Raw genomic sequence first — 20,587 nt, 5'->3', positions numbered from 1 at the left:
TCGAATCAGTCTGATAAGCGCACCCGCGTTGTCCCCGGACCTCAGGCGAGCATGCTATGAAATGACATCGCTTTCGGAGGATGCGGCTGTGGGGCGTGATGCGGATGTCGCGATTGTTGTTCTATGGACGGTGTCCTTCTTGGCGCTTGCGGTGGCCCTGGCGTTCCAGTGGCTCGTCAACAAGCTGGTCGGCCGGCCCTGGCTCAACGCCGGGAGCATCCTCGCCTACGCAGTCGGCGCATTGCTGGTTGGCTGCGTCGCTGCCAACGTCATCGCGGCGATGCGTGGCAAAGAGAGCTTCGCCACGTGTTGTGGCCAAAGCCTCACCACCCTGATTGCCTTGTTGCCCAGCATTGTGGTCGGCCATCTCTGCGCCAGGGAATTCCGTCAATACAAGGCCCTGCGCAAGCGACTTGCGCAAGGCTGACGCCGGCGCCGGCTCTTCGCATCAAAGACCTGTGCCCGTCCCGCCCTGTGACGGATGCAAAGCACCCATGACCGTAAAGAGCGGGTAGCGCCCACGGAAAAAAAAATGGCCGACCCGTAAAGGTCGGCCATTTGGCGCTATGGCGGAAATTTGGTGGAGCCGGGGGGAATTGAACCCCCGTCCGCAAGCCCTCCGCAACCAGTTCTACATGCGTAGTCGATCTATTTGGTTTTAACCCTGGACTTAGCCAACCGACAGGCCGGACCAGAGCGATTCACGTAATTTAAATCCGAGCCGTGTGACCCCAGCGCGAACCGATTCCTTGTGAATGTCGCTGCTGCGGTTCGAGGGTTGCCCCCCCTAGGAAGTTGCCTTCCTCCGCCTGACCCAAGGACAGATCAGTGCAGCGGCTCACCGCTTAAGCGGCGAGAGCGAAACGCTCGTCGTTGGCGTTTGTAGTGTTCCAGTGGTTTAACGAGCGTACTGGTGCTCGGCATGCCCTGAGTTGTTTCGCGACCCACGTCGAATCCGGATCGGCCCCAAGAACTTTCTATTGTACTGGTAAACGCGATAGTCCGCTGCGTTTCCGCGCCCGCCCGCCCGGGCGTGGCGCGGATGCCGCAATGTGAGCTCAGGCGTTGGCGCAGGCCGCCTTGCCGGCGGGGCGTGCGCGCGAGGCCGCCATCAGCACGAACGCCAGCGCGACGGACACCGCCACGATCACCGCAGCGGCCCAGCCCAGCGACGCCAGGCCGTACTGGTCGATGACGCGGCCGCCGACCACCGCGCCCAGGCCGATGCCGATGTTGGCGCCCGAAATGTTGAGCGAAGCGGCGAAGGCGGGCGCCTCGGGCGCCGATTTCATCAGGCGCACGTGGCAGACGATGAACAGCGCCGCCTGGGCGATGCCCCAGATCGTCAGCGCCACGGCCAGCAGGCCGTGCGACTGCATCACCGGCGCGACGAACGCCAGGCCGACCGCCATCAGCGACGAGAACAGCGCGGTGGCGCCCAGCGGGCTGCGGTCGACCATGCGGCCGCCAGGGGTGTTGCCGATCAGGCCGACGGCGCCGAACGCCATCATGGTCCAGCCAACGATCTGGCCATTGAAACCGGCCAGGCGTTCCAGCATGTCCGCCAGGTAGGTGTAGGCGGTGAACATGCCGGTGAACACCAGCAGCGACAGCAGCACGTGGCCCACCACGATGGGGTTGCGCAGGATGCGCAACTGCGTCACCAGTTTGACGCTCTCGGCGCGGATGCGGGTGCTGGGGAAGGCCAGCAGCAGCAACAGGGCCTTGGCGAACGCCACCACCGACAGCGCGCCGAAGGCCGCGCGCCAGCCGAAGGCGTCCGAGATCAGCACGCCGATGGGGATGCCGAACACCGTGGCGGCGACGATGCCGAACGCCACCATCGAGATGGCGCGGCCGGCGCGGGCCGGGCCCACCAGTTCCACCGCGGTGGCGCTGGCCAGCGACCAGAACACCGGCAATGCCAGCGCCGGCACGAAGCGGGCGACCGCCATGACCCAGATGTTCGGCGCCGCCGCCGCCAGGGCGTTGGACAGGCCGAACAGCACCAGCACGCTGATGAACAGGCGCTTGCGCTCGATGTTGGCCATCAGCGCGGTCAGCAGGGGACCGGTGGCGGCCACGGTGAAGGCGAATAGCGACACCAGCAGGCCGGCCTGGGAAACCGTGACGTCGAGGTCGCGGGCCAGGCTGGGCAGCAGGCCGACGATCAGGAATTCGGTGGTCAGGATGGTGAAACCAGCGGCCGAAAGTAGCAGGATGGGCAAAAGCATGGGCAATTCCAGGTACGCGCGAAGCCGGGAGGCAATGCGCGGTGGGCGGATGAATGGTCTAAAAGGTCTAGGTTGCGCGCCGGGGAGACGTCGGCGCGCGGGCGCATGAGGGCGGCAAGCCATCAATGCGTAACGAGAGTCGCCGTGCGGGCATCGCCGCGCGGCGCCCGGCATGAGCCGGGAAAGGCAATCGGGAGGCACCCGGATTGCCTTGCATGAAACGTACTTTAATTCACCGGCGCCTAGGGATAAACCCTTTTTCACCGGATAAATTGTTCGGTCAGATCAACTAATCCGACCGAACCCTTGTCATCCCGGACCGTGCGCCGTCGGCAGGGCGGCGATGCGGGTCGCGGGAGATCGGCGCCGATGACGGCGTATCAGCGCAGATCGCGCGGCAGCAGCGGCTCGATCGCCGTCCACAGTTCGGCCGGCGTGTTGGCGCAGGTTTCGGCTTCCCAGGTGCTGATGTTGTCTTCTTCGCCGACATAGCCATAGGCGGCGGCAACCGCCGGCATGCCGGCCGCGTGCGCGGCCTGGATGTCGCGCAGGTCGTCGCCGACGTAGACGCAGCGGTCGGTGGCGAAGCCGGCCTCGCGCGCGGCGTGCTGCAGTGGCAGCGGGTGCGGCTTGGCGTGAGCGGTGGTGTCGCCGCAGACCAGCACGGCGCTGTCGCGGGTCAGGTTCAGGTGCTCGACGATCGGCAGCGTCAGGTAGGTGACCTTGTTGGTCACGATGCCCCAGGACAGGCCGCGCTGGCGGATGTCGGCCAGCAGCGCCTCGATGCCGGGGAACAGCTTGCTGTGGACGGTGGAGCTGGCGGCGTAGTCTTCCAGGAATTGCAGGCGGGTCGGCTCGTATTCGTCGTCGCCTGGCTTCAGGCCGAGCGCGACGCGCAGCAGGCCGCGCGCGCCCTGCGAGGCGACCGGACGCAGCGTCTCGTAGGGCAGGGTTTCCAGCCCGCGGCGGGTGCGTTGCTGGTTGGCGGCGGCGGCCAGGTCGGGGGCGGTGTCGGCCAGCGTGCCGTCGAAGTCAAACAGGATCAGGGCGCTCATTTGCGGGTAGCCATCAGGTAGTTGACCGAGGTGTCGGACGTCAGCGAGTAGATCTGGGTGATCGGGTTGTATTCCATGCCGCGCATGCCGACCGGCTCCAGGCCGGCGCCGCGCGCGGACGAGGCCAGTTCGCTCGGCTTGATGAACATGTCGTAGGTGTGGGTGCCGCGCGGCAGCAGGCGCAGCACGTATTCGGCGCCGATGATGGCGAACAGGAACGCCTTGGGATTGCGGTTCAGGGTCGAGAAGAACACCCAGCCGCCCGGCTTGGTCAGCGCCGCGCAGGCGCGCACGATGGAGGCGGGATCCGGCACGTGCTCCAGCATTTCCATGCAGGTCACCACGTCGTACTGGCCGGGCTGCTCGGCCGCCAGCTGTTCCACCGGCACCTTGCGGTATTCGACCTTCACGCCCGATTCCAGCCCATGCAGTTTGGCGATCTTGAGCGATTTGTCGGCCAGGTCGATGCCGGTGACGTCGGCGCCGGCGCGGGCCATGGCTTCAGACAGGATGCCGCCGCCGCAGCCGACGTCCAGCACCTTCTTGCCGGCCAGGCTGCCCACGCTTTCCTGGATCCATTCCAGGCGCAGGGGGTTGATGGCGTGCAGGGGCTTGAATTCGCTTTCGGGGTCCCACCAGCGGCTGGCCAACGCACCGAACTTGTCCAGTTCGGCCTGGTCGGCGTTGACGGTGGCTTGGGCGGAATCGTGGGTTTGGGTGCTCATGGGCGGTCCAGCATAAGACGGCTCTATATAGAGAGTCGGCGGCGCCCGTGGGCGCCGGAGCGTTTGCACCGGATTGGTGCAAGCCGGGCGAAAAAAAGGGCCTCGCTATGCGAGGCCCTTTATTGTAGCTAGTCCGGCAATTACTTGCGGCTACCCACGATTTCGATTTCAACGCGACGGTTCTGGGCGCGGCCTTCCTTCGTCTTGTTGGAAGCGATCGGGTTCTTCTTACCCTTGCCTTCCGTGTAGATACGGTTCGGATCGATGCCCTTGCTGACCAGGTAGGCCTTGACCGAAGCGGCACGGCGCTCGGACAGCTTCTGGTTGTAGGCGTCCGTACCGATCGAATCGGTGTGGCCGACGGCGATGATCGTTTCCAGCTCGATACCGCGAGCTTGCTGGGCGACTTGGTCCAGCAGCTGACGGCCTTCGGGCTTCAGGGTCGACTTGTCGAAGTCGAAGAACGTGTCAGCGTTGAACACGACCTTGGCCGCCATCGGGGCCGGCTTCGCCTTCTGTTGAGCAACCGGAACGCCGTCGCAGCCGGGGATGCCGGTGGCCGGGGTCCAGAACGCATCGCGCCAGCACAGTTCGTTCGTACCGTTTTTCCAAACGTTACCGAACGGATTGCGCCAGTTGTCCACCGTCTGGGGATAGGTCTGGGCCGAGGCTACACCCGAGGCCGTGACGGCGGCGAAGGCGAGCGCCAGAGCGAATTTGGAGGGTTTGTTCATGTTTCTCCTCGTTGAGCTTGAAGCTGGATAAGTGACTCGCAGCGAACCCCCGCCGCATATCAGGAAAACGGGGCCAGTATAGCAACGCCAAGAGCTGGTTCAAAGGAATAGCTACTGGGTTTCCTGCGTGCTGGAAACAATCTTAAGGCATTTGGGGGGCTTTGGCTTCCCTGGAGAGGCGCATTGGTGCTGGATATGACGTTTTCCGCGCTCCATCCGTTTGCCATGTTGGTTTTTGGCAACAGGCTCCCCGGACGATGGCGGACGCGCCGGTGCCGCTTGCCGCCGACATCCGCTTCAAGGCCCGCGCCGATGGCGGGGCGGGGCCCTTGGGGCCGTGACCCCAATCGAATGATAGAATTTCCTGTTTACCCGGCCCGGGTTCCTCCTTACACGATTCTGTCGTTATATATATGGATTCCTTTGCCAAGGAGACGCTTCCGGTATCGCTGGAAGAAGAGATGCGCCGCAGTTACCTCGATTACGCGATGAGCGTGATTGTCGGGCGGGCGCTACCGGATGTGCGGGACGGGCTCAAGCCCGTCCACCGGCGCGTGCTCTACGTGATGCACGAGCTCAACAACGACTGGAACCGCGCCTATAAGAAGTCCGCGCGTATCGTCGGGGACGTCATCGGTAAGTACCACCCCCACGGCGACCAGTCCGTCTACGACACCATCGTCCGCATGGCGCAGGATTTCTCCATGCGCTACATGCTGGTCGACGGCCAGGGCAACTTCGGCTCCATCGACGGCGACAATGCCGCGGCGATGCGTTACACCGAAATCCGCCTGGCCAAGATCGCCCACGAGCTGCTCGCGGACATCGACCAGGAAACGGTCGACTTCGGCCCCAACTACGACGGCAGCGAGCAAGAGCCGCTGCTGCTGCCCTCGCGCCTGCCGAACCTGCTGGTCAACGGCAGCTCGGGCATCGCCGTCGGCATGGCCACCAACATTCCGCCCCACAACCTCCAGGAAGTGGTCGACGGCTGCCTGTACTGCCTGCGCAATCCTGCGTGCACGGTCGATGAACTCATGGAGATCATCCCGGCGCCGGACTTCCCCACGGGCGGCATCATCTACGGCATGTCCGGCGTGCGCGAAGGCTATCGCACCGGTCGCGGCCGCGTCATCATGCGCGCCAAGACCCACTTCGAGGACATGGAGAAGGGCAACCGCCAGGCCATCGTGGTCGACGCGATTCCCTACCAGGTCAACAAGAAGACGCTGCAGGAACGCATCGCCGAGCTGGTCAACGACAAGAAGATCGAAGGCATCTCCGACATCCGCGACGAGTCCGACAAGGACGGCATGCGCCTGGTGATCGAGCTCAAGCGCGGCGAAGTGCCCGAGGTGGTGCTGAACAACCTCTACAAGAACACGCAGCTGCAGGACACCTTCGGGATGAACCTGGTGGCGCTGGTCGACGGCCAGCCCCGCCTGCTCAACCTGAAGCAGATGATCGACTACTTCCTGCAGCATCGCCGCGAAGTGGTGACGCGCCGCACGGTGTTCCAGCTGCGCAAGGCCCGCGAACGCGGCCACGTGCTGGAAGGCCTGGCCGTGGCGCTGGCCAACATCGACGACTTCATCGCCATCATCAAGGCCGCGCCGACGCCTCCCGTCGCGCGCCAGGAGCTGATGGCCAAGTCGTGGGATTCCTCGCTGGTGCGCGAAATGCTGTCGCGCGCCGACGGCGACACGCCGGGAGGCCGCGCGGCCTTCCGTCCGGACGACCTGGGCGCCGAGTTCGGCCTGCAGGGCGACGGCCTGTACCGCCTGAGCGACACCCAGGCCCAGGAAATCCTGAACATGCGCCTGCAGCGCCTGACCGGCCTGGAGCAGGACAAGATCGTCGGCGAATACAAGGACGTCATGTCCGCCATCGCCGACCTGCTGGACATCCTGGCCCGTCCCGAGCGCATCACGACCATCATCGGCGAAGAGCTGCAGGCCATCAAGGCCGAGTTCTCGACCGGCGCCAAGGACACGCGCCGCTCGGACATCGAGCTGAACGCGACCGAACTCGACACCGAAGACCTGATCACGCCCACCGACATGGTCGTGACGCTGTCGCACGGCGGCTACATCAAGAGCCAGCCGCTGTCCGAGTACCGTTCGCAGAAGCGCGGCGGCCGCGGCAAGCAGGCCACCGCGATGAAGGAAAACGACTGGATCGACCAACTGTTCATCGCCAACACGCATGATTTCCTGCTGTGCTTCTCGAACCGCGGTCGGGTCTACTGGCTCAAGGTCTGGGAAGTGCCGCAAGGCACGCGCAATTCGCGCGGCAAGCCGATCGTCAACATGTTCCCGCTGGCCGAAGGCGAGAAGATCACGGTGGTGCTGCCGGTCAAGGAATTCAGCGAAGACCACTACGTCTTCATGGCGACCTCGCGCGGCACGGTCAAGAAGACCCCGCTGTCCGACTTCTCCAACCCGCGCAAGGCCGGCATCATCGCGGTCGACCTGGACGATGGCGACTACCTGATCGGCGCCGACCTCACCGACGGCAAGCACGACGTCATGCTGTTCTCGGATGCCGGCAAGGCCGTGCGCTTCGACGAGAACGACGTGCGCCCGATGGGCCGCAACGCCCGCGGCGTGCGCGGCATGATGCTCGAGGACACGCAGAACGTGATCGCGCTGCTGGTGGCCGGGGATGAAACGCAGAGCGTGCTGACGGCCACTGAAAACGGCTACGGCAAGCGCACCCCGATCACCGAGTACACGCGCCATGGCCGCGGCACCAAGGGCATGATCGCCATCCAGACCAGCTCGCGCAACGGCAAGGTGGTCGGCGCCGTGCTGGTGATGCCTTCGGATGAAATCATGCTGATCACCACCGGCGGCGTGCTGGTGCGCACCCGGGTCGCGGAAATCCGCGAAATGGGCCGCGCCACGCAAGGCGTCACCCTCATCAACGTCGACGACGGCAGCTCGCTGTCCGGCGTGCGCCGCGTTGTCGAAAGCGATGCGGACGATGACAGCGAAGACCTGGACGACGGCCAGGAAGAGGGCAACGGCGACGCCGCTGCAACGGATTCGACGGAACCTACGGAGCAATAATGGCCCGCCCCTGGAACTTCTCGGCAGGCCCCTCGGCCTTGCCCGAGGTGGTACTGCAGCAAGCCGCTGCGGAAATGCTGGACTGGCACGGCAGTGGCATGTCCGTGATGGAAATGAGCCATCGCGGCAAGCACTTCGTGCAGATCTGCGACGAAGCGGAAAGCGACCTGCGCGATCTGCTCGGCCTGTCTCCGGACTACGCGGTGATGTTCATGCAGGGCGGAGGTTCCGGGGAGAACGCCATCGTTCCCATGAATCTCATGGGGCGGCGCGGCACGCCGGCGGCCGACTTCGTCGTGACCGGCCACTGGTCGTCGCGCTCCTACAAGGAAGCCGGCCGCTACGGTGACGCGCAGGTCGCGGCCACCAGCGGCCAGGCGACGCAGCTGGACGGCCGCGAGCAGGCGCCGTTCACCTGGGTGCCGCCGGTCGACACCTGGAAGGTGCGCAAGGAATCGGCCTACCTGCACCTGTGCAGCAACGAAACCATCGGCGGCGTCGAATTCATGGATTGGCCCGACACGGCCGCGCTCGGCGCGCCCGACGTGCCGCTGGTGATCGACGCTTCCTCGCATTTCCTGTCGCGTCCGATGGACGTGAGCCGCTGCGGCATGATGTACGCGGGCGCCCAGAAGAACGCCGGCCCGGCCGGCGTGACCATGGCCATCACCCGCCGCGACCTGATCGGCCACGCGCTGCCGATCTGCCCGTCGGCGTTCGACTACGCCAACGTGGCCGCCGAGCATTCGCGCTACAACACGCCGCCGACCTTCGCGATCTACATCGCCGGCCTGGTGTTCAAGTGGGTCAAGGCCAATGGCGGCGTGGCCGGCATGGAAGCGGCCAACAAGGCCAAGGCCGAGCTGCTCTACGGCTACCTGGACAGCACCAGTTTCTACCGCAATCCGATCCACGCGCCCGTGCGTTCGCGCATGAACGTGCCGTTCGTGCTGCGCGACGAGTCGCTCAACGACGCCTTCCTGCAAGGCGCCGATGCCGCCGGCCTGACGCAGCTCAAGGGCCACAAGAGCGTGGGCGGCATGCGCGCCTCGATCTACAACGCCGTGCCGCTGGCCGCCGTGGCCGCGCTGGTCGAGTACCTGAAGGAATTCGAGCGCCGCTATGGATGACGATCTGCAGCGCAAGCTGCGCCCCCTGCGCGACCGCATCGACGCGCTCGATGCACAGATCCTGGACCTTCTGTCGCAGCGCGCCCGCGCCGCGCAGGAAGTCGGCGAGGCCAAGCACGCGGCCCACGCCGACGGCCCGGTGCTGCGTCCCGAACGTGAAGCCGAAGTGATCCGGCGCCTGCAGCAACTCAATCCCGGTCCGTTTCCGGCGGCCGGCGTGGCCTCGGTCTGGACCGAGATCATCTCGGCCTGCCGTGGCCTGGAGCGCGGCATGACCGTCGCCTACCTGGGCCCGCAAGGCTCGTTTTCCGAGCAGGCCGCGCTGGAGCATTTCGGCCACGCGGTGCAGAAGCTGCCGTGCGTGTCGTTCGATGAAGTCTTCCGCGCCGTCGAGGCGGGGCAGGCCGATGTCGGCATGGTGCCGGTCGAGAACTCCACCGAAGGCGCGGTCAACCGCAGCCTGGACCTGCTGCTGAACACGCCGCTGCGCATCCTGGGCGAGCGTTCGCTGGTGATCCGCCATTGCCTGATGTCGCAGTCCGGCAAGATGGACGGCATCAAGACGATTTCCGCGCATCCGCAGGCGCTGGCCCAGTGCCAGGGCTGGCTGACGCGCAACTACCCCGACCTGGAGCGCGTGGCCGCGGCCAGCAATTCCGAGGCGGCGCGCCTGGCCGCGTCCGATCCGGCCATCGCCGCGATCGCCGGCGAAGTGGCCGCGCCGGCCTGGAACCTGCAGGTCGTCAGCGCCGGCATCCAGGACGATCCGCACAACCGCACGCGTTTCCTGGCCATCGGCAATATCGAGCCGCTGGTCAGCGGCAAGGACAAGACCAGCCTGATCCTGGCTGTCCCCAACCGCGCCGGCGCCGTCTACGAGATGCTGGCGCCGCTGGCGGCCAACGGCGTGTCGATGACGCGCTTCGAATCCCGCCCGGCCCGCACCGGCGAGTGGGAATACTATTTCTACGTCGATGTCCTGGGACATCGCAACGATCCGAATGTCGCGCTCGCCCTGGATACCCTGCGGGCGCAGGTCGCCTACCTGAAAGTGCTGGGTTCCTACCCGGCGCCGTGAGTCCTCCATGACCAACACTTCCAAGCCTCTCGCCGCTCCCGCGCACGTCAGCGCCATCGCGCCCTACCAGGCGGGCAAGCCCATCGAGGAACTGGCCCGCGAATTCGGGCTGGATCCGGCCGGGATCGTCAAGCTGGCCTCCAACGAGAACCCGCTGGGCATGCCGCAGTCGGCGCGCGCCGCCATGCTGGCCGCCGCCGAGTCGCTGGCGCGCTACCCGGATCCCAACGGCTTTGACCTGAAGGCCGCGCTGGCCGCGCGCTACGAAGTGCCGATGAACTGGATCACGCTGGGCAACGGCTCCAACGACATCCTGGAAATCGCCGCGCTGGCGCTGCTGGAGCCGGGCGCCTCGGCGGTCTACGCGCAGCATTCGTTCGCCGTCTACCGCCTGGCCACGCAGGCCCGCGGCGCGCGCCACATCGTGGTGCCGGCCAAGGACTACGGCCATGACCTGGACGCCATGTTCGACGCCATCGCCGACGACACGCGCCTCTTGTTCATCGCCAACCCCAACAACCCCACCGGCACCTTCGTGCCGGGCGACCAGGTGGCCGCGTTCCTGGAGCGCGTCCACGCCGCCCATGGCGACCGCGTCACGGTGGTGCTGGACGAGGCCTACAACGAATACCTCGAGCCGCAATTCCGTTTCGACAGCACCGCGCTGGTGCGCCGCTTTCCCAACCTGATCGTCTCGCGCACGTTCTCCAAGGCCTACGGCCTGGCCGGCCTGCGCGTGGGCTTCGCGGTGGCGCAGCCGGCCCTGACCGACCTGCTCAATCGCGTGCGCCAGCCGTTCAACGTCAACACGCTGGCGCAGGCCGCCGCCGTGGCCGCGCTGGGCGATGTCGCCTATCTGGAACAGGCCTACACCTCCAACAAGGCCGGCAAGGCGCAGCTGTGCGAAGCCTTCGACCGCCTCAAGCTGCGCTATGTGCCCAGCTACGGCAACTTCGTGCTGGTGCACGTGGGCGATGCGCCGCGCATCAACCTGGCGTTGCTCAAGCGCGGCGTGATCGTGCGCCCGGTGGCCGGCGACGGCCTGCCCGAGTGGCTGCGCGTGTCCATCGGCCTGCCGCAAGAGAACGCCCGCTTCATCGACGCGCTGACCGCCATCCTGTCCGAATGAACGGCGCGACCTCCAAGCCGAATCAGGGGGCCGCTGGCCCCCTGATTCCTGTGCTGGCCGTCGTCGGCGTGGGCCTGATCGGCGGTTCCTTCGCCGCGGCCCTGCGCCAGGCGGGGCAGGTGGGGCGGGTGCTGGGCGTGGGCCGCAATGCCGCGTCGCTGGCGCGCGCGGTCGAACTGGGCCTGATCGACGAAGCCGTCAGCGCCGAAGAGGCCGCCGCCCGCGCCGACCTGGTGTTCCTGGCCACGCCCGTGGGCGGCCTGAAGGACATGCTGGCGCGCATGCTGCCGCAGCTGCGCGATGGCACCCTGCTGACCGACGGCGGCAGCACCAAGGCCGAGGTGGTCGATGCCGCCCGCCTGGCGCTGGGCGCGCGCATTGGCCAGTTCGTGCCGGGCCATCCGATTGCCGGCGCCGAGCGCACCGGCCCCGATGCCGCCGCTGCCGGCCTGTATCGAGACCGCTGCGTCATCCTGACGCCGCTGGCGGAGAACGCCGCCGCCGCCGTGGCCCGGGTGCGCGAGGCCTGGCAGGCCTGTGGCGCCCGCGTGATCGACATGGACGCCGACGCGCACGACCGCGTGCTGGCCTCGGTCAGCCATCTGCCGCACCTGTTGTCGTCGGTCTATATGGAGCAGGTCGCCACCGCCGATGACGCCGCCACGCGGCTGGCGCTGGCCGGCAGCGGCTTCCGCGACTTCACCCGCATCGCGGCGGGCTCGCCCGAGATGTGGCGCGATATCTTTCTATCCAACCGCGACGCCATGCTGGCCGAGCTGGCGGCCGTGCGCGCCGTGCTGGATCGGGCCGAGCGCGCGATCGACGGCGGCGACGGCGCGGCCTTGCTGGCATTGCTGGACACGGCGGCGCAGGCGCGCCGCAACTGGCGCAAGGAGTAATCGACATGGGCGCTTTGCCTTTCTTGGATCTGCCGCGCGCGCGGCGCGCGCAGGGCGTCATGGCCTTGCCCGGTTCCAAGAGCATTTCCAATCGCGTGCTGCTGCTGGCGGCCATCGCCGACGGCGAGACCGCCATCACCGGACTGCTCGATTCCGATGACACCCGCGTCATGCTGGCCGCCTTGCGCCAACTGGGCGTGGCGGTGTCCGAGCTGGCCGAGGGCCGCGTCACCGTGCGCGGCGTGAGCCGTTTTCCGGTCGACAGCGCCGACCTGTTCATGGGCAATGCCGGCACCGCGATCCGGCCGCTGACGGCGGCGCTGGCGCTGATGGGCGGCGATTACCGCCTGTCGGGCGTGCCGCGCATGCACGAGCGTCCCATCGGCGACCTGGTCGATGCGCTCAAGGCGCTCGGCGCCCGTATCGACTACCTGGGCCAGCCCGGCTATCCGCCGCTGCATATCGGCCGCGGCGAGATCGCCACGCCTGCCGTGACGCGGGTGCAAGGCTCGGTCTCCAGCCAGTTCCTGACCGCCTTGCTGCTGGCGGCGCCGCTGCAGGCCGCGCAGAGCGGCCAGCCGGTGGTGATCGAAGTGGCGGGCGAGCTGATCTCCAAGCCGTACATCGAGATCACGCTGAACCTGATGGCGCGCTTCGGCGTGGCCGTGCAGCGCGACGGCTGGAGCCGTTTCACCATTGCCGGCGGCGCGCGCTACCGCAGTCCGGGGCAGATCGCGGTCGAGGGCGATGCCTCGACCGCCTCGTACTTCCTGGCGCTCGGCGCCATCGGCGGCGGCCCGCTGCGGGTGACCGGCGTGGGCGCCGACAGCATCCAGGGCGACGTCAAGTTCGCTGACACCCTGGCCGCCATGGGCGCGACCGTGACCTACGGCGAAGGCTGGATCGAGGTGACCGGCGTGCGCGTGGCCGAGGGCGGTCGCCTGAAGGCCTTCGACACCGATTTCAACCTGATCCCCGACGCCGCCATGACGGCCGCCGCGCTGGCGCTGTACGCCGACGGCCCCTGCCGCCTGCGCAACATCGGCAGCTGGCGCGTCAAGGAGACCGACCGCATCCACGCCATGCAGACCGAGCTGGAAAAGCTGGGCGCGCAGGTGGAATCGGGGCCGGATTGGCTGCGCGTGACCCCGCCGGCCGACGGCGCCTGGCGCGACGCGCATATCGGCACCTGGGACGACCATCGCATGGCGATGTGCTTTTCGCTGGCCGCGTTCGGCCCGGCCGCGGTGCGGATTCTGGATCCGGGTTGCGTCAGCAAGACGTTCCCGGGTTACTTTGATGTCTACGCCGGCCTGGTGTCGGCGTAGCGAACCAGGGCTTCGGCCCATTGCCCCTCTACATGACTTCGATTGATCCGATCGTGACTTCCGCCGCCCCTGTCATCACCATCGATGGCCCCACCGCCTCGGGCAAGGGCACCGTCGCCCACCGCGTCGCCAAGGCGCTGGGCTGGGCGGTGCTGGACAGCGGCGCGCTCTACCGGCTGACCGCCCTGGCGGCGATCAACCGCGGCGTCGACGCGGCCGACGAGCCCGCCGTGGCGCGGGTGGCCGAGACGCTGGATGTGCGTTTCGACGGCCCTCACGTCTATCTGGAAGGCGCCGACGTCGGCCATGAAATCCGCCGCGAGGCCGTCGGCAACTTCGCTTCCCGCGTGGCGGCGTTTCCCGGCGTGCGGCAGGCGCTGCTCGAGCGCCAGCGCGCGTTCCGCCTGCTTCCCGGACTGGTGGCCGACGGCCGCGACATGGGCACGGTGGTGTTCCCTGATGCGTCCCTGAAGGTGTTCCTGGTGGCCGATGTGGTCGCGCGAGCCGAGCGGCGGCGTAAGCAGTTGATCGAAAAGGGAATTTCTGCTAATCTAGACGACCTTTTGCGGGATATGCGCGAGCGGGATGCCCGCGACACGCAGCGCGCCACGGCGCCGCTTGCTCCCGCAGCGGATGCACACGTGCTGGATTCGTCGAATTTGACGATTGCGGAAACCGTGCAGGCAATACTGGATCTCTGGCAGGCCAGCCCCACGCATTGAGGGGCGGGCACCGGCCAATCTCGTTTGAATGGCGGGTATCCCCGCCAGTCGTTTGAATGGCGGGCATCTTCGCCAGTCGTTTTTTTTATCGGCCCTGTCTTCGCCAGGCGAAACCCCCACGGGACACCCCGCAAGGGCAAACCGGCAGGCAGGTATTTTGACTCCACTGTGGCGGGCAATCCGCTGCGGTGTGTTCTTAACGGCCATTTCGGCCCAATGGATTTCAACCCCATGTCTTCCGTTTCCACTACCGCCACCGGCGGCGAAAGTTTCGCCGACCTTTTCGCCCAGAGCCTCAAGAGCCAGGACATGAAGTCCGGCGAGGTCATCAGCGCCGAAGTCGTGCGCGTCGACCATAACTTCGTCGTCGTCAACGCCGGCCTGAAGTCCGAAGCGCTGATCCCCCTGGAAGAGTTCCTGAACGACCAGGGCGAGCTCGAAGTGCAACCCGGCGATTTCGTCTCGGTGGCCATCGATTCCCTGGAAAACGGCTACGGCGACACCATCCTGTCGCGTGACCGCGCCAAGCGCCTGTCGGCCTGGCTGCAACTGGAAAAGGCCCTGGAAAACGGCGAGCTGGTCACCGGCACCATCACCGGCAAGGTGAAGGGCGGCCTGACCGTCATGACCAACGGCATCCGCGCGTTCCTGCCGGGTTCGCTGGTGGATCTGCGTCCGGTCAAGGACACGACCCCGTACGAAGGCAAGACCCTCGAATTCAAGGTCATCAAGCTCGACCGCAAGCGCAACAACGTCGTGCTGTCGCGTCGCCAGGTGCTGGAAGCCAGCATGGGCGAAGAGCGCCAGAAGCTGCTCGAAACCCTGCACGAAGGTGCTGTGGTCAAGGGCGTGGTCAAGAACATCACCGACTACGGCGCGTTCGTGGACCTGGGCGGCATCGACGGCCTGCTGCACATCACCGACATGGCCTGGCGCCGTGTGCGTCACCCCTCCGAAGTCCTGCAAGTGGGTCAGGAAGTCGAAGCCAAGGTCCTCAAGTTCGACCAGGAAAAGAGCCGCGTCTCGCTGGGCGTCAAGCAGCTGGGCGAAGATCCGTGGGTGGGCCTGGCTCGCCGCTACCCGCAAGGCACCCGCCTGTTCGGCAAGGTCACCAACCTGACCGACTACGGCGCGTTCGTTGAAGTCGAAGCCGGCATCGAAGGCCTGGTGCACGTCTCCGAAATGGACTGGACCAACAAGAACGTCGATCCGCGCAAGGTCGTGACCCTGGGCGAAGAAGTCGAAGTCATGGTCCTGGAAATCGACGAAGACCGTCGTCGCATCTCGCTGGGCATGAAGCAGTGCCGCCAGAACCCGTGGGAAGAGTTCGCCACCAACTTCAAGCGTGGTGACAAGGTCCGCGGCGCCATCAAGTCGATCACCGACTTCGGCGTGTTCGTCGGCCTGCCCGGCGGCATCGATGGCCTGGTTCACCTGTCCGACCTGTCGTGGACGGAAACCGGCGAAGAAGCCGTGCGCAACTTCAAGAAGGGCGACGAGATCGAAGCCGTGGTTCTGGGCATCGATACCGACAAGGAACGCATCTCGCTGGGCATCAAGCAGCTGGAAGGCGACCCCTTCAACAACTTCGTTGCCACGTTCGACAAGGGCGCCGTGGTTCCGGGCACCATCAAGTCGGTCGAAGCCAAGGGCGCCGTCGTGACGCTGTCCGTGGACGTCGAAGGCTACCTGCGCGCTTCCGAGATCTCCTCGGGCCGCGTCGAAGATGCCACCACCGTGCTGACCGCCGGCGAGAACATCGAAGCCATGATCGTCAACATCGACCGCAAGACGCGTTCGATCCAGCTGTCGATCAAGGCCCGTGACAACGCCGAAACCGCCGAAACGATCCAGCGCATGTCCGACGCCAGCGCTTCGTCCGGCACCACCAACCTCGGCGCGCTGCTGAAGGCCAAGCTGGACCAACAGCGCAACGACGGTTAATTCGTGACCAAGTCGGAGCTGATCGCCGCCTTGGCGGCCCGCTATCCTCAGCTGGCCGCCCGCGACACCGATTACGCGGTCAAGACCGTGCTCGATGCAATGACCCAGGCCCTGGCCTCGGGCCAGCGCATCGAGATCCGCGGTTTTGGCAGCTTCTCGCTGTCGCAGCGGTCTCCCCGTATCGGCCGCAATCCGAAATCCGGCGAACAAGTGCTGGTGCCTGGCAAACAGGTGCCGCACTTCAAGGCGGGCAAGGAGTTGCGCGAGCGGGTGGATTTGGTCGGCGGCAATGACGAGGACGCTCAATCCTCTGGATCGAGTGAACCGATGCCGTCCATGGCGAGCATGCACGCCATGCACTGACGGCACGGCCAGCAAGCTGCCTTCGGGCAGATCGGACCGCGAGCAAACGCCCCTTGAGCAATCAAGGGGCTTTGTTTTTGCGGAGGTCGCTTACAATTGACCCTCTCGAATTCTTAGGAGCATGCGTCATGCGCTACCTTGTCTGGGCCCTGCGATTGCTCGTGTTCGTGGCGGTATTGATGTTCGCGTTGAAGAACACCGATCCCGTCGCCGTGAAGTTCTACGCCGATTACGTGGTGCAGGATGTGCCGCTGATCGTCGTCATGCTGGTGGTGTTCGTGGTCGGCGCCCTGTTCGGCCTGCTGCTGACCGTGCCGGCCGCCATGCGCCGCCGCCGCGAGGCCATCCGCCTGCGCCGCGAGCTCGACCGCGTGCAGGCCGCCGTGAACGGCACCACGCCGGCCGTGCCGCCGGAAGCCGTCGCGCCGATGTCGCCGCTGTGACGGCGCCGCGCCGTCCGCAAGCCTTTCTTTTCCGCATTGAATCTACGCAAGAGCCCGCATAGTGGATTTTGAACCTTGGTGGTTGATATTCGTGCCGGTGTTGTTCGCGCTCGGCTGGCTGGCCGCGCGCTTCGACATCCGGCAGATGTTGCGGGAAACCCGCAGCCTGCCCGATTCGTATTTCCGGGGCCTGAACTTCCTGCTCAATGAGCAGCCCGACCGCGCCATCGACGCGTTCGTCGAGGTGGCCAAGCTCGATCCCGAGACCACCGAACTGCACTTCGCGCTGGGCAGCCTGTTCCGTCGCCGCGGCGAAATGGAGCGCGCCATCCGCGTGCACCAGAGCCTGCTGAACCGTTCCGACCTGCCCGCCGCCGAGCGCGAGCACGCGCAGCACGAATTGGCGCAGGACTTCCTCAAGGCCGGCATGCTCGACCGCGCCGAAAACGGCTTCGAGCAGCTCAAGGACACGCGCTACGCCTTGCCGGCGCTGCGTTCGCTGATCCGCATCTACGAATCCGAGCACGACTGGCCGCGCGCCATCGAGGCCGTCAAGACGCTGCACGGCCTGGTGGACGAGCCGGTGCCGCAGATCGTGCATTACTACTGCGAGCAGGCCGCGACGGCGCTGGCGGCCAAGCCGCCCAACGTCGATGCCGCGCACGCCGCCCTGGATGCCGCCGACCATGCCTTGTCGACCGCCGACGCCGGCATGTCGAGCAAGGGCGCCGTGGTGCGCACCGCCATGCTGCGCGCGCGCCTGGCGCTGATCGAACAGGATCCCAAGCGCGAGCGGTTGTACCTGGAGTCGGTCATGACCGACGCCCCCGAGTACGCCGGCCTGGTGGCCGAGCAGTTGCTGGCCAACTATCGCGCCGCCGGCCAGGCCGAGGCCGGGCTGGAATTGCTGCAGCGCCAATACGCGCGCCACGCCTCGCTCGACCTGTTCAACGTCGTGTTCCGCGAATTGCGCGTGCAGCAGGGCTCCGCGCCGGCCTGGGCCTTTGCCCGGGGCGCGTTGCGCAACCATCCCTCTTTGCTCGGCCTGGACCGCCTGCTGGAGGCCGAACTGGCCAATCCGGAGGGCGCGAGCGAGCATGGCCCCGTGCCTGGAGCCGACCTCACGCTGCTGCGCAGCCTGATTCACAAGCATACGCAACGACTGGACCGCTACGCGTGCCGGAACTGCGGTTTTCAAGCGCGCCGCTTCTATTGGCAATGTCCTGGCTGCAACGCCTGGGAAACCTACGCGCCGCGCCGTCTGGAAGAACTTGAATGAGCCAATTTCCCGCCGAATCCATTTCGCATAGCCGCGTGCTCGTGGTGGGCGATGTCATGCTGGACCGTTACTGGTTCGGCGAGGTGGAGCGTATTTCCCCCGAGGCGCCGGTGCCGGTGGTGCGTGTCGCGCGCCGCGAGGACCGCCTGGGCGGCGCCGCCAACGTGGCGCGCAACGTCGCCGCGCTGGGCGGCCACGTCACGCTGGTGGGCGTGCTGGGCGAGGACGAGGCCGGCGACAGCGTGCGCCGCCTGGCCGCCGAGGCCGGCATCCAGGCCGAGCTGATCACCGACCTGAGCCTGCACACCACGCTGAAGATGCGCGTGCTGGGCCGCCAGCAGCAGCTGCTGCGCGTCGACTTCGAGCAGCACCCGGCGCAGGAGGCGCTCGACAGCATCGACGCCGCGCTGGCGCGTCACCTGGCCAACCACGACATCGTGGTGCTGTCCGACTACGCCAAGGGCGTGTTGACGCGGGTCGAGTCGCTGATCGCGCTGGCCCGCAGCGCCGGCATCCCGGTGCTGGTCGATCCCAAGGGCGACGACTATTCGCGCTATCGCGGCGCGACGCTGGTCACGCCCAACCGTTCCGAAATGCAGCAGGCCGTGGGCCGCTGGAATTCCGAATCCGAACTGACCGATCGCGCGCAGCGCCTGCGCGCCGATCTGGACCTGGAAGCCTTGCTCGTGACGCGTTCCGAGCAGGGCATGACTTTGTTTACCGACACGGGCCGCGAGCACATCGACGCGCAGGCGCACGAGGTGTTCGACGTGTCCGGCGCGGGCGATACCGTGCTGGCGACGCTGGCCGTCTCGCGCGCCATCGGCCTGCCGTGGGCGGATGCCATGGGCTGGGCCAACCGGGCCGGCGGCATCGCCGTGGGCAAGCTGGGCACGTCCGTCGTCACCGCCGCCGAACTGGCAGGAGAACTCTCATGATCGTCGTTACCGGAGCCGCGGGCTTCATTGGCAGCAACCTGGTGCGCGGCCTGAACCGCCGCGGGATCGAGGACATCATCGCGGTCGATGACCTGACCGAGGGCGACAAGTTCGTCAACCTGGTCGACTGCAAGATCGCCGACTACATGGACAAGGACGACTTCCGTCGCCGCGTCGCCGATGGCAGCCTGCCGGAGATCCGCGCCGTGCTGCACCAGGGCGCCTGCTCGGACACCACCGAGCGCAACGGCCGCTACATGCTCGACAACAACTACCGCGTCACGCTGGAGCTGTTCGAGTTCTGCCAGGCGCGCCGCATTCCCTTCCTGTATGCCTCGTCGGCCGCGGTCTACGGCGGTTCGTCGATCTACGTGGAAGATCCGGCCAACGAAGGCCCCCTGAACGTCTACGGCTATTCCAAGCTGCTGTTCGACCAGGTGCTGCGCAAGCGCATGGACTCCCTGACCGCCCAGGTCGTCGGCCTGCGCTACTTCAACGTCTACGGTCCGCACGAGCAGCACAAGGGCCGCATGGCGTCGGTGGCCTTCCACAACATGAACCAGTTCCTGGAGCACGGCCACGTGCGCCTGTTCGCCGGCTGGGACGGCTACGTGGATGGCGGCCAGAGCCGCGACTTCATCTCGGTCGAGGACGTGGTGGCGGTCAACCTGCACTTCCTCGATCATCCGGAGCAGTCCGGCGTGTTCAATTGCGGCACGGGCCGGGCCCAGCCGTTCAACGACGTCGCCGCCGCCGTGGTCAACACGCTGCGCGCCGAGCGCGGCGAGGCGCAACTGACGCTGGCCCAGCTGGTCGAGCTGGACCTGATCCGCTACATCCCGTTCCCGGACGACCTGAAGGGCCGTTACCAGAGCTACACCCAGGCCGACGTCAGCCGCCTGCGCGCGGCGGGTTTCACCGCCCCGATGCGCGACGTGCAGACCGGCGTGGCCGAGTACGTGCGCTACTGGCGCGCGCGCAAGTAAGGCGCGCCGGCCGCCGCCTGGCGGTGGCCGGTCCGTGTCAAAAAAGAGCCGCCGTTCCGGGCGGCTTTTTTTCGCCTGCGTAGTTGCCGGGGTGGATCAATCCATTCACCGCGCATCTGCGGGGAATGCCCGGCGGGCCATGATCCGGAGGTGGCGCGGCAACCGTTGCGCCGCGTTTTTTCCGGAGACCTGTCCATGAATCCCTTCCTCCATTCCACCGTCGCCCGCCGCCTGCCCGCGCTGCCGTGGCGCCGCCCACAACCCGTTGCCGCGCGACGAGGCCCGCCCGTGTTGCGCCAGGCGCTGGGCGCGGCCCTGCTGGCCGCCGGCGTGGCGCACGCGCCGGCGCAGGCGCTGGACCTGAACGACGCCACCGCGCAGCAGCTCGAGGGCATCCGCGGCATCGGGCCGCGCACGGCGCAGATCATCGTCGGCGAACGCGAGCGCGCCGGCCGGTTCGAGTCGCTGCAGGACCTGGCCGACCGGGTGCGCGGCATCAGCCAGAAGAAGGCCGAGGCCCTGGGGGGGG

The 20,587-nt window shown here is 66.8% G+C and carries 19 protein-coding genes and 1 other RNA gene; 15 read left to right on the top strand and 5 right to left on the bottom strand.

The annotated features are described in order from the left end of the window. Nucleotides 1–61 precede the first annotated feature (61 nt). On the top strand, nt 62–427 hold the full coding sequence (locus AOZ49_RS26760; protein ID WP_054478750.1) for a hypothetical protein: 366 nt from the start codon (nt 62–64) through the stop codon (nt 425–427). A 151-nt stretch (nt 428–578) separates the two neighbouring features. On the opposite strand, the gene ssrA is transcribed toward AOZ49_RS26760, so the two are convergent. From ssrA to ompA, 5 genes are all read right to left on the bottom strand, one after another. Further along, nucleotides 579–968, bottom strand: a transfer-messenger RNA (tmRNA) gene (ssrA, locus tag AOZ49_RS31995). A gap of 90 nt (nt 969–1,058) precedes the next feature. Beyond that, nucleotides 1,059–2,234: an MFS transporter gene (locus tag AOZ49_RS26755; RefSeq protein ID WP_054478748.1), complete on the bottom strand. Its 1,176-nt coding sequence runs from the start codon at nt 2,232–2,234 to the stop codon at nt 1,059–1,061. Between the two features lie 380 nt (nt 2,235–2,614). Further along, nucleotides 2,615–3,289, bottom strand: a complete 675-nt coding sequence (locus AOZ49_RS26750) for an HAD-IA family hydrolase (protein ID WP_054478746.1) — start codon at nt 3,287–3,289, stop codon at nt 2,615–2,617. Beyond that, nucleotides 3,286–4,014 carry a bifunctional 2-polyprenyl-6-hydroxyphenol methylase/3-demethylubiquinol 3-O-methyltransferase UbiG gene (ubiG, locus tag AOZ49_RS26745; RefSeq protein WP_054429493.1) on the bottom strand — a complete coding sequence of 243 codons (729 nt, stop codon included), beginning with the start codon at nt 4,012–4,014 and terminating at the stop codon, nt 3,286–3,288. The genes AOZ49_RS26750 and ubiG overlap by 4 nt, the downstream gene beginning before the upstream one ends. Nucleotides 4,015–4,154: 140 nt before the next feature. Next, the gene (gene ompA / locus AOZ49_RS26740; RefSeq protein WP_054429492.1) at nt 4,155–4,748 is read right to left on the bottom strand and encodes an outer membrane protein OmpA; all 594 of its coding nucleotides are present in this window, start codon (nt 4,746–4,748) and stop codon (nt 4,155–4,157) included. A 413-nt stretch (nt 4,749–5,161) separates the two neighbouring features. Between ompA and gyrA the strand changes: the two genes are divergently transcribed. The 14 genes from gyrA to AOZ49_RS26670 all read left to right on the top strand — a co-directional run. Continuing rightward, nucleotides 5,162–7,819 (top strand): DNA gyrase subunit A, encoded by a 2,658-nt coding sequence (gyrA, locus tag AOZ49_RS26735; RefSeq protein WP_054478743.1) that lies wholly within the window; start codon nt 5,162–5,164, stop codon nt 7,817–7,819. Next, a complete protein-coding gene (serC, locus tag AOZ49_RS26730; protein WP_054429490.1) occupies nt 7,819–8,949 on the top strand; it encodes a 3-phosphoserine/phosphohydroxythreonine transaminase in 1,131 nt (376 codons plus the stop codon). Before gyrA ends, serC begins: the two co-directional genes overlap by 1 nt. Then, nucleotides 8,942–10,027, top strand: a complete 1,086-nt coding sequence (pheA, locus tag AOZ49_RS26725) for a prephenate dehydratase (protein ID WP_006393614.1) — start codon at nt 8,942–8,944, stop codon at nt 10,025–10,027. Before serC ends, pheA begins: the two co-directional genes overlap by 8 nt. Nucleotides 10,028–10,034: 7 nt before the next feature. After that, nucleotides 10,035–11,156 carry a histidinol-phosphate transaminase gene (hisC, locus tag AOZ49_RS26720; protein WP_054478741.1) on the top strand — a complete coding sequence of 374 codons (1,122 nt, stop codon included), beginning with the start codon at nt 10,035–10,037 and terminating at the stop codon, nt 11,154–11,156. Then, complete coding sequence (locus tag AOZ49_RS26715; RefSeq protein ID WP_054478739.1) at nt 11,153–12,055, top strand: prephenate dehydrogenase; 903 nt, start codon at nt 11,153–11,155, stop codon at nt 12,053–12,055. Before hisC ends, AOZ49_RS26715 begins: the two co-directional genes overlap by 4 nt. 5 nt (nt 12,056–12,060) lie before the next feature. Beyond that, complete coding sequence (aroA, locus tag AOZ49_RS26710) at nt 12,061–13,383, top strand: 3-phosphoshikimate 1-carboxyvinyltransferase (protein ID WP_054478737.1); 1,323 nt, start codon at nt 12,061–12,063, stop codon at nt 13,381–13,383. A 32-nt stretch (nt 13,384–13,415) separates the two neighbouring features. Beyond that, a complete protein-coding gene (cmk, locus tag AOZ49_RS26705) occupies nt 13,416–14,105 on the top strand; it encodes a (d)CMP kinase (RefSeq protein WP_054429485.1) in 690 nt (229 codons plus the stop codon). Nucleotides 14,106–14,336: 231 nt separating this feature from the next. Continuing rightward, entirely contained in the window at nt 14,337–16,049 is a 1,713-nt protein-coding gene (gene rpsA, locus AOZ49_RS26700; protein WP_026382780.1) for a 30S ribosomal protein S1, read from the top strand. A gap of 3 nt (nt 16,050–16,052) precedes the next feature. Beyond that, a complete protein-coding gene (locus AOZ49_RS26695; RefSeq protein WP_006393620.1) occupies nt 16,053–16,412 on the top strand; it encodes an integration host factor subunit beta in 360 nt (119 codons plus the stop codon). A 128-nt stretch (nt 16,413–16,540) separates the two neighbouring features. Beyond that, nucleotides 16,541–16,855 (top strand): lipopolysaccharide assembly protein LapA domain-containing protein, encoded by a 315-nt coding sequence (locus AOZ49_RS26690; RefSeq protein ID WP_006388264.1) that lies wholly within the window; start codon nt 16,541–16,543, stop codon nt 16,853–16,855. Between the two features lie 61 nt (nt 16,856–16,916). Beyond that, a complete protein-coding gene (lapB, locus tag AOZ49_RS26685; protein ID WP_054429484.1) occupies nt 16,917–18,134 on the top strand; it encodes a lipopolysaccharide assembly protein LapB in 1,218 nt (405 codons plus the stop codon). Next, entirely contained in the window at nt 18,131–19,072 is a 942-nt protein-coding gene (rfaE1, locus tag AOZ49_RS26680) for a D-glycero-beta-D-manno-heptose-7-phosphate kinase (RefSeq protein ID WP_054429483.1), read from the top strand. Before lapB ends, rfaE1 begins: the two co-directional genes overlap by 4 nt. Beyond that, nucleotides 19,069–20,058 (top strand): ADP-glyceromanno-heptose 6-epimerase, encoded by a 990-nt coding sequence (rfaD, locus tag AOZ49_RS26675; protein ID WP_054429482.1) that lies wholly within the window; start codon nt 19,069–19,071, stop codon nt 20,056–20,058. The genes rfaE1 and rfaD overlap by 4 nt, the downstream gene beginning before the upstream one ends. Before the next feature lie 195 nt (nt 20,059–20,253). Beyond that, nucleotides 20,254–20,587 (top strand): ComEA family DNA-binding protein (locus tag AOZ49_RS26670; RefSeq protein WP_054478735.1); only part of this gene is annotated, 334 nt, incomplete at its 3' end.

The sequence above is a fragment of the Achromobacter sp. 2789STDY5608615 genome (assembly GCF_001298995.1).
GTDB classification, from domain to species: domain Bacteria; phylum Pseudomonadota; class Gammaproteobacteria; order Burkholderiales; family Burkholderiaceae_B; genus Achromobacter; species Achromobacter insuavis.
Note: the sequence above shows the minus strand (reverse complement) of the source record. Positions and strands in the feature narration are given on the sequence as shown.